General features: G+C 66.9%; 9 protein-coding genes. 4 read left to right on the top strand and 5 right to left on the bottom strand.

The features are described from left to right. Nucleotides 1-27 precede the first annotated feature (27 nt). Genes nuoL through nuoN form a run of 3 tightly spaced genes read left to right on the top strand, consistent with a single transcriptional unit; the run spans nt 28 to nt 5,084 of the window. Entirely contained in the window at nt 28-1,926 is a 1,899-nt protein-coding gene (gene nuoL / locus ACM6LU_RS03210) for an NADH-quinone oxidoreductase subunit L (protein WP_414936040.1), read from the top strand. Continuing rightward, nucleotides 1,926-3,515, top strand: a complete 1,590-nt coding sequence (locus ACM6LU_RS03205) for an NADH-quinone oxidoreductase subunit M (protein ID WP_414936039.1) — start codon at nt 1,926-1,928, stop codon at nt 3,513-3,515. Before nuoL ends, ACM6LU_RS03205 begins: the two co-directional genes overlap by 1 nt. A gap of 3 nt (nt 3,516-3,518) precedes the next feature. Then, nucleotides 3,519-5,084: an NADH-quinone oxidoreductase subunit NuoN gene (gene nuoN / locus ACM6LU_RS03200; protein ID WP_414936038.1), complete on the top strand. Its 1,566-nt coding sequence runs from the start codon at nt 3,519-3,521 to the stop codon at nt 5,082-5,084. A gap of 51 nt (nt 5,085-5,135) precedes the next feature. On the opposite strand, the gene ACM6LU_RS03195 is transcribed toward nuoN, so the two are convergent. Further along, the gene (locus ACM6LU_RS03195; RefSeq protein WP_414937135.1) at nt 5,136-5,294 is read right to left on the bottom strand and encodes a hypothetical protein; all 159 of its coding nucleotides are present in this window, start codon (nt 5,292-5,294) and stop codon (nt 5,136-5,138) included. On the opposite strand from ACM6LU_RS03195, the gene ACM6LU_RS03190 reads away from it, so the two are divergent. After that, nucleotides 5,220-5,558, top strand: coding sequence for a Scr1 family TA system antitoxin-like transcriptional regulator (locus tag ACM6LU_RS03190; RefSeq protein WP_414937071.1), 339 nt, complete (start codon nt 5,220-5,222; stop codon nt 5,556-5,558). The two genes, ACM6LU_RS03195 and ACM6LU_RS03190, sit on opposite strands and share 75 nt — an antisense overlap. On the opposite strand, the gene ACM6LU_RS03185 is transcribed toward ACM6LU_RS03190, so the two are convergent. From ACM6LU_RS03185 to ACM6LU_RS03170, 4 genes are read right to left on the bottom strand one after another with little or no spacing between them, the layout of a single operon-like run. Then, on the bottom strand, nt 5,485-6,237 hold the full coding sequence (locus ACM6LU_RS03185) for an ESX secretion-associated protein EspG (protein WP_414936037.1): 753 nt from the start codon (nt 6,235-6,237) through the stop codon (nt 5,485-5,487). The two genes, ACM6LU_RS03190 and ACM6LU_RS03185, sit on opposite strands and share 74 nt — an antisense overlap. A gap of 27 nt (nt 6,238-6,264) precedes the next feature. After that, complete coding sequence (locus ACM6LU_RS03180; RefSeq protein ID WP_414936036.1) at nt 6,265-7,566, bottom strand: PPE domain-containing protein; 1,302 nt, start codon at nt 7,564-7,566, stop codon at nt 6,265-6,267. Then, on the bottom strand, nt 7,566-8,186 hold the full coding sequence (locus tag ACM6LU_RS03175; protein ID WP_414936035.1) for a DUF3558 domain-containing protein: 621 nt from the start codon (nt 8,184-8,186) through the stop codon (nt 7,566-7,568). The genes ACM6LU_RS03180 and ACM6LU_RS03175 overlap by 1 nt, the downstream gene beginning before the upstream one ends. Continuing rightward, a complete protein-coding gene (locus ACM6LU_RS03170; RefSeq protein WP_414936034.1) occupies nt 8,186-8,608 on the bottom strand; it encodes a hypothetical protein in 423 nt (140 codons plus the stop codon). Before ACM6LU_RS03170 ends, ACM6LU_RS03175 begins: the two co-directional genes overlap by 1 nt. Nucleotides 8,609-8,628 lie beyond the last annotated feature (20 nt).

Genomic DNA, 8,628 nt, shown 5'->3' with positions numbered 1-8,628 from the left:
GCTCCGCGCGACTGATTGGATTCGAGAGTGACCGCATCATCGTGGCTGCTGGTGGCCTTCCCTGCCCTCGGCGCCCTTGTTCTTCTGCTGGCCGGTAAACGCGCCCGCCCTTGGGGACACCTCCTCGGCAGCGCGACCGTCTCACTGTCCTTCGTCTACGGCCTGATCCTCTTCTTCACGGCCGACACGAAGAACATCGCGGACGTCAAGCTGTTCTCGTGGATCCCGGTTTCGGCGCTGCAGGTCGACTTCGGGCTCCGGATCGACGCGCTGTCGCTGACGTTCGTGCTGCTGATCACCGGCGTCGGCATGCTGATCCACTTCTACTCGATCGGCTACATGGCCGAGGACCGCGACCGGTCGAGGTTCTTCGCCTACCTCAACCTGTTCGTCGCCTCGATGCTGATCCTGGTGCTGGGCAACAGCTTCCTGACGCTGTACCTCGGCTGGGAAGGCGTCGGCCTCGCGTCGTACCTGCTCATCGGCTGGTACCAGGACCGCCCGTCCGCGGCCTCCGCGGCCAAGAAGGCGTTCCTGATGAACCGCGTCGGTGACGTCGGGCTCGCGCTGGCGATCTTCCTGATGTTCAAGTACGTCGGGAGCACCGGTTACGCCGAGGTGTTCGGCGCGATCGACAGGATCCCCACCGGCGCGATCACCGCCATCGCGATCCTGCTGCTGCTGGGTGCCTGCGGTAAGTCCGGTCAGTTCCCGCTGCAGGCCTGGCTTCCGGACGCGATGGAGGGCCCGACCCCGGTCTCGGCCCTCATCCACGCGGCGACGATGGTCACCGCCGGCGTCTACCTGGTCGCCCGCGCGCACGAGATCTTCAACGCCACCCCGGACGGCAGGCTGGTCGTCACCCTCGTCGGTACGGTCACGCTCTTGATCGGGTGCGTCATCGGTTGCGCCTACGACGACATCAAGAAGGTCCTGGCGTACTCGACGGTCAGCCAGATCGGCTACATGATGCTCGCCGTCGGCCTCGGGCCGATCGCGTACGCGCTTGGCATCATGCACCTGGTGGCACACGGCTTCTTCAAGGCCGGACTGTTCCTCGGGGCCGGTTCGGTCATGCACGCCATGAACGACGAGGTCGACATGCGGAAGTTCGGCGGGCTGCGCAAGCACCTGCCGGTCACCTTCTGGACCTTCGCGCTCGGTTACCTGGCCCTGATCGGCATCCCGCCGCTTTCCGGCTTCTTCACCAAGGACGCGATCATCGAGGCGGCGCTGAGCCAGGGCGGCTGGCGCGGCTGGGTGATGGGCGGTGCGGCACTGCTCGGCGCCGGGCTCACCGCGTTCTACATGACGCGCCTGATGGTGATGACCTTCTTCGGCAAGGAACGCTGGAAGGAGATCAAGAGCGGCGACGGCCGCGACTTCCACCCGCACGAATCCCCCGCGGTGATGAAGTGGCCGATGATCGTCCTGGCGATCGGCTCGATCGGCGCCGGTGCGTTCTTCGCACTGGGCGACAGGTTCGCCGAGTGGCTCTCGCCGGTGGTCGGACCGCTCGAAGAGGGCGGCCACAGCGTCATCCCGCACGCGCTGGTCCCGATCCTCACCGTGGCGCTCTCCGTACTCGGTGCGGTGGCCGCCTGGCTCTTCGTCGGTCGTAAGGACGTTCCGGTGGAACGCCCAGAGCGGGTCTCCGCCGTGGTCAAGGCCGCGCGCAACGACCTCTACGGCAACACCCTGAACGAGACGCTGGTCGCCCGTCCGGGCACCTGGCTCGCCCGCGCGCTGGTCTACGTGGACAACCGCGGGGTCGACGGCGCGGTCAACGGCCTCGCCGCCGCGCTCGGCGGCGGATCCGGTCGCCTGCGCCGTCTGCAGACCGGCTTCGTCCGCTCGTACGCACTGTCCATGCTGGGCGGCACATTCCTGCTTCTGGTGGCACTCCTGCTGGTGAGGTTCTCCTGATGACTTGGCTCCTGGCAACCATCCTGGTGCCGCTGGTAGGTGCAGCGGTCGTCGCGGGGATGAAGAAGAACGACAGGCTGGCGACGTTCACCGCGCTCGGGGTGTCCATCCTGACCTTCCTGCTGGTGATCCCGCTGTGGGCGAGCTATTCGCCGACGGGGGACCGGATCCAGCAGAAGTCCTCGATGGACTGGATCCCGAACTTCGGCATCCACATCTCGTTCGGCATCGACGGCATCGCGCTGGTGATGATCGCGGTCATCGGGCTGCTGGTGCCGATCGTGGTCGGCTCGCTCGGCCTGACCGACAAGCTCCCGGCCGGGCGCTCGGCGGGCGGGTACTTCTCGCTGATCCTGGTGCAGCAGTCGCTGACCATCGCGGTGTTCGCCGCGACCGACGTCTTCCTGTTCTACGTGCTGTTCGAGATCATGCTGATCCCGATGTACTTCCTGATCGGCGGCTACGGCGGCCCGAACCGGCAGTACGCGGCGGTCAAGTTCTTCCTGTACTCGTTCCTCGGCGGCCTGATCATGCTGGCCTCGGCCATCGGGGCCTACTCGATGGCGTCGGACGAACTCGGCAAGGGCACCTTCGACTGGGAAACGCTCGTCACGGTCGTCCGCGACGCTCCGACGGGCACGCAGATCTGGCTGTTCCTCGGGTTCTTCCTCGCCTTCGCGATCAAGGCGCCGCTGGTGCCGTTCCACACCTGGCTGCCGGACGCCGCGGGCCAGGCGCCCATCGGCGTCGCGGTGCTGCTGGTCGGTGTGCTGGACAAGGTCGGCACGTTCGGGTTCCTGCGCTACTGCCTCCCGATGTTCCCGGAGGCCAGCAAGGAACTCGCGCCGTGGGTACTGGTGCTCGCCGTCGCGGGTGTCCTTTACGGATCGATCCTCGCGGCGGGGCAAAGCGACATGAAGCGATTCATCGCCTACGTGTCGATCGCCCACTTCGGCTTCATCGCGCTGGGCATCTTCACCTTCAACGAGCAGGCGATGGTCGGCTCGGTGTCGTACATGCTCAACCACAGCCTCGCCACCGGGATGCTGATCGTGGTGGTCGGGCTCATCGTGACGCGCGGCGGATCCACCAAGATCTCCGACTACGGCGGCATGGCGAAGGTGACCCCGCTGCTCGGCGGGATGCTGCTCATCGCCGGTCTGTCCACTTTGTCCCTGCCCGGCACGAACTCCTTCATCAGTGAGTTCCTGGTGTTGCTGGGGTCCTTTGTGGACTACCCGGTGTACACGATCATCGCGACGGTCGGCATGGTGCTGGCCGCGGCGTACGTGCTCTGGCTCTACCAGCGCGTCATGCAGGGCCCCGTCCGCGGTGACGCGTTGTTGTCGCCGGCCCCGACGGGGCCTCCCACCCCGGCCATCGATCGGTCGCCGGCTGCGACCAGTACCGCGATCGCCCCCGAACTCGGTGCGACCAAAGCCATCAAGGACCTCGGCGGCAAGGAGATCGCGATCCTGGCGCCGATGGTCGTGCTGATCATCGCGCTCGGGTTCTATCCCAAGCCGGTGCTCGACACGATCACCCCGTCGGTGCAGGCGACCATGTCGTCCGTGCAGGGAGGCAAGTAAACCGTGCTCTTCTTGACTCAGGCGCCACCGGTGAAGGTGCCGTCGATCGACTACTTCGCCGTCACGCCGATCCTGATCATCCTCGGCGCCGCATGCGTCAGCGTGCTGTTCGAAGCCTTCCTGCCCAAGCACATGCGGTGGCCTTCGCAGGTACTCCTGTCCGTGCTCGGGATCGGGGCGGCAGGCGTCTTCCTCGTCTGGTACGCCAGTTCGTCCGCGCCGAAGGACGGCATCACGACGTTCAGCGGCGCGATCGCCGTCGACCGGCCGTCGCTGTTCCTGTGGGGCACGCTGCTGGCGCTGGCGCTGGGCGCGCTGCTGCTGATCGCCGACCGCTCGGTCGAGCCGGGCGGCGCGTTCGTCGCGCAGGCCGGTATCCGCCCGGGCACCTTGCAGGACCGCGCGCAGGTCGGCACCACCGGCATGCAGACCGAGGTCTTCCCGCTGACGCTGTTCGCGCTCGGCGGCATGATGTCGTTCGTCGCGGCCAACGACCTGCTGACCATGTTCATCGCGCTCGAGGTGCTGAGCCTGCCGCTGTACCTGATGTGCGGTCTCGCGCGGCGCCGTCGCCTGCTCTCGCAGGAATCCGCGGTCAAGTACTTCCTGCTCGGCGCGTTCTCGTCGGCGTTCTTCCTCTACGGTCTCGCGCTGCTCTACGGCTACGCGAACTCCGTGAAACTGTCGGACATCGCCAACGCCGCCGCCGGTTCGGACCGGTCGGACACACTGCTGTTCGCCGGGCTCGGGCTGCTCGCGGTCGGCCTGCTGTTCAAGGGTTCGGTCGGCCCGTTCCACACCTGGACTCCGGACGTCTACCAGGGCGCGCCGACCCCGGTCACCGCGTTCATGGGCGCCTGCACCAAGGTCGCCGCGTTCGGCGGAATCCTGCGGGTGTTCTCGGTGGCGTTCGAATCGACCAGCTGGGAATGGCGCGGCGTACTCTGGGGCGTCGCGATCATCTCGATGCTGATCGGCGCGGTGCTGGGCCTCACACAGACCGACGTGAAGCGCATGATCGCCTACTCGTCCATCGCGCACGCCGGGTTCCTGCTCGTGGGTGCGATCGCGATGACCGAGGAAGGCCTGTCGAGCACGCTGTTCTACCTGCTGGCCTACGGCTTCACCACGCTCGCCGCCTTCGGTGTCGTCTCGCTGGTGCGGGACTCGAACGGCGAGGCGACGCACCTGTCCGCGTGGGCGGGGTTGGCGAAGCGGTCTCCGGTGTTGGCCGGGGTGTTCACCTTCCTGCTGCTCGCACTGGCCGGGATCCCGCTGACCAGTGGGTTCGTCGGCAAGTTCGTGGTGTTCTCGGCGGCCCTGTCCGACGGGATGGCGCCGCTGGTGGTCGTCGCCCTGATCTTCAGCGCCGTCGCCGCGTTCTTCTACCTGCGGGTGATCGTGCTGATGTACTTCTCCGAGCCGTCGCCCGACGGTCCGACCGTCACCGTGCCCGGCGCGTTCACCACGACGGCGATCACGCTCGGTGTCATCGTCACGCTGGTGCTCGGGCTGGTCCCAGCGTTCGCCCTCGACTGGGCGGGCTCCGGCGGTTTCGCCCTCAAGTAGTTCTTTCGGTACGAGAAGGCCCCCTTGCCGTCGTGAGGGGGCTTTTTCGTGTCAGGCCGGACTTCGATAGTGGTCCATGACCAAGAACAGCAACGCCTCGATCACCGCCCCTTGGTGCTGGGGCGCAAGAAGTTCATCGCCTACCTCGATGAAGGGGCGCTGCCCCGCCAGATCGGCGGGCGTCGGGTGATGGCGAACCAGCTTCGACATCTCGTCTCGATGGCCGAACGGTCCACCATCGAACGGCGGGTGATCCCCTTCTCGGCCGGTGGTGTACTTGGAGCATCGGCGATCCGGGCTTTTCCTGCATCGGCCCGACGATGTCGAGCCCTACCTTCAGTCCACTGTGGACGCGATGGCACTGGATCCCGTGCGATCGGTGCGCCTGCTCGAGTCGTGCTTAGTGATCGAGGCTCGCCCGCAACGCGGCGACCTTTTGGGCCAGTAGCGTGGGTTCGCCGGGCAAGACGGTGATGTACCGGTTCCGGGGCGAACCGGCCACGTGCATGGCGACCCGTCCGGCGTCGAGGTCCAGGTACGTCAGGCCGTCAGTGGCTTCGATGCGTTTTCCGCCGTCGGGGCGCTTGGCCGCGGCGAAGAACCCGACGCCGAAATACGGCTGCTCGAAGACCTCGTCCAGGCGCCGCGCCTCCCGGCTGCGGGGCTCGGGTTCGTCGTAGAGGTCGCTCCCGGCACCGAGCTTGAAGTTGTCCTGTGGCAGGGAAAACGGGGCGAATCGCGCCGGCGGGTACTCGGGCAGGTTCAGCACGAGCGCCGCCGCGCGATCGGCGGTCCGCACGCTTTTCAGCCACACCCGGCCGCCCTCGCAGATCGCGGTCACCGCCGCCCGCCCGCGAACGGCGACGAGCGCGCTGTACTGCTCCGTCTCCGTCCGCACGGTCGCGTAGTACTCGGTGTTCGGCCGGTCCAGTATGTGAAGGACGTCCTCGAAGTCACTGGTCAACCGCCTGCCCTCGGTGAACCCGAGCCCACCGAGTTCCTCGAACGCCGCCCTGTCCTCGCCGTTTCGTGCCGACGGCGGGATGTAGCGCAGGCCGCCCGCGAAGATGAGATGCGGATCTCCGCAGCCCGCGTGACGGAACGCGGTCAGCAAGGTGTCGAGCGTGATCTCGACCGGGCGCGCGAGCACCACGTGCCTCCCTCCCCTGGGACTGTGGTGCTAGATCTTCTTTTCGCCTATCACCGGCGGCATCGGCTTTTCGGTGTAGCCGCCGAAGGTCTCGTCAGGATCTGGGTTCTGGAGGTACGCTGGCGCCTTCTTCTCCTTGTCGTCCTCGCCCTTCCCTCGGCCCGCGCCGGGCGCCATCGGCATCCCGTTCGCCCCGCCCCGGCCCGCTGCTCCGGCCGCTCCCGCGGTGCCTCGCCCGCCGACGCCCTCGCCCGGCATCCCGGCGCCGCTGCGGCCGCCCATGCCGGGCTGCCCTGGACCGCCTGGCACGCCTGGGACACCGCCTCGGTAGCCGCCACCCGGACCTCCCGGCGACCTACCACCCGTTCCCGGGCCGCCGGGTCCGGGGCCACTCGTTCCTGGACCGAACGGCCCGTATCCGGGTGGGAAGGTGCCGGGCGGGTTGTACCCGGTGCCCGGCTTGCCGGTCGGCCCGAAGTCGAGGTTCGCCGCCGGTGGCACGATCGGGTTGGACTGGGGCGGTGTGTACGAGTTCGCGCGGGTTCCGTCGTCGGGCTGCTGCGCGCCCGGATGGGGCTGGACAGGGTGTGGCTGGACGGGCTGGGACTCGCCCGGCTGGGGGCCGTGGCCGGGTTGGGGGCCGCTGTGCCCAGCGTTGCCTTGACCCGGATCACTCTGGCCGGGCCCCGGCCCACCTGTTGCGCCGGGCCCACTCGGTCCGCGATACGGCTCGCCGATGCCGGGCTCGCGCCCATCCTCGCCGAACCCCTTCGTTGACGGCTTTCCGGAGCTGCCGTCATCCAGAGTCACGGAACCGCCGGGATCGGTGAGCTGCGCGTACTGGGCGGGCAGCTCGTCACCATTGGAAGTGCTGGCCGAATGGTAAGTCGCGAAGGTGTCGATGTTGTGCTGGCTGTCGGCCTGGTAGCCCTTGACCTTGTCGAAGTAACCGACGGGCTTGCCCTCCATCAGGTCGATCGCGTCCTGAGCCGTGGGCTGGGGCTGCTCCGGCGGCACCGGCTTGACCGAGTTCTTCGCCGACCCGAACGCGCCCATCTGCGCGGTGATGGCGCTCTGAGCGCGGGCCAGATGCATCGCGTCATCCATCGAGGCTTCGACGAGCGGCTTCGTCGCGTCCACGGCCGCGCTGCTCGCTCCGCCTTGCCAGCCTGAGGCGGTCTTCTGGGCAAGCACGGTGAGCCTCTGCGCCCGTTCGTGGTGCTTGACGGTCAGGTTGTAGGCACGCGCCTGTGCCTCAGACAGTGACCCGGTGCCTTCGCCACCTGTGACCTGTTCGTAGATCTGGGCGGCGGTGAGTGGTCCTGCCGGCATCAGTTGCCCCCTCGGATGGTGGCCAGCACCCTGATTGCACCTTCACGTGCAGCAGCACAGGGATCCTTCTTGCCGACGTTCGCAGTGGATTGCGTTGCTGCGATGCCGACCGTTTCGGTGTCGCTGATTCCCAACGACACCGAGCAGGCGCCCTCAGCGCGGCGGTCGACGACGCCGTAAGCGGTCACTGGGTATCCGTCTATTGACTCGAGCGGTTCGACCAGTTTGTAGGTGTTCCCCTTGGCCGCATAGACGCTAGCTGTGCCGCCGTCTGGAGAGCTGCCAAAGATCACGTTGACGCGGGGTTGAGCCGTTGAAGGAATGGACCACCTGCATGCCGGGCCCGCTTCACCGTCTGGACGAGGCACGGTTTCGGTGTTAGGCGACCCGAGGAGGTCTTCGACCTGCGTCTTGGTCAGCGCGGTGCAAGGGTCCTGCTTGAATCGCGTCACATCAATCGGGTGCTCGACCTTGGGGACACCTGAAGGCAGGCTGGTCGAGGTTGAGGGGGGTGAGCTTGATCCACCGCTTGTGGGCGTGGGCGTGCCATTGGTGGTGGGGTTGGAACAGGCCGCGAGGGCGAGAGTGGCCAAGCTGAGCATCAGGGCGGTGCGTTGCATCAGAAGATGCCCTTCGGCTGCTGGTTGATGACCGTTTTGGCATGCTCGTCTACGGTGGCGTACTTGCCGAGAGCAGCTATGTACTTAGCGGCCATGTTCTTGCAGTAGGTGATGCGCTGATTGAGAGCTTCCATGAGCGCAGTACCGGACTGTTGCGTGATCGTGGCATTGTCCCCGCTCGCGTACTCACAGCCCGGAGGTCGGACCTTGACGATGAACTCTGCATGTTCAAGGTCGTCGGTGTACTCCTGGGCTAAAGCATTCCACTCGTTCACCAGTTCGTGAAGCGTCGCCTCGTCGTACTTGAACCCCGCGCCGTCCGCTACCGGTGTGCCGTAGGAGCCGCCGGTTGGCGGGGCTTTGCAGATCGAATCCGGGTTGAAGCCTGGCTGGTAGACAGGTGATCCCTCAGGCACGGCCATGCACCCCCGCCGCCCAGAAT

The organism is Amycolatopsis sp. cmx-11-51 (assembly GCF_047608665.1).
Taxonomy (GTDB): domain Bacteria; phylum Actinomycetota; class Actinomycetes; order Mycobacteriales; family Pseudonocardiaceae; genus Amycolatopsis.
The sequence above is the reverse complement of the archived record's forward strand: the minus strand, read 5'-3'. Positions and strand labels throughout refer to the sequence as shown.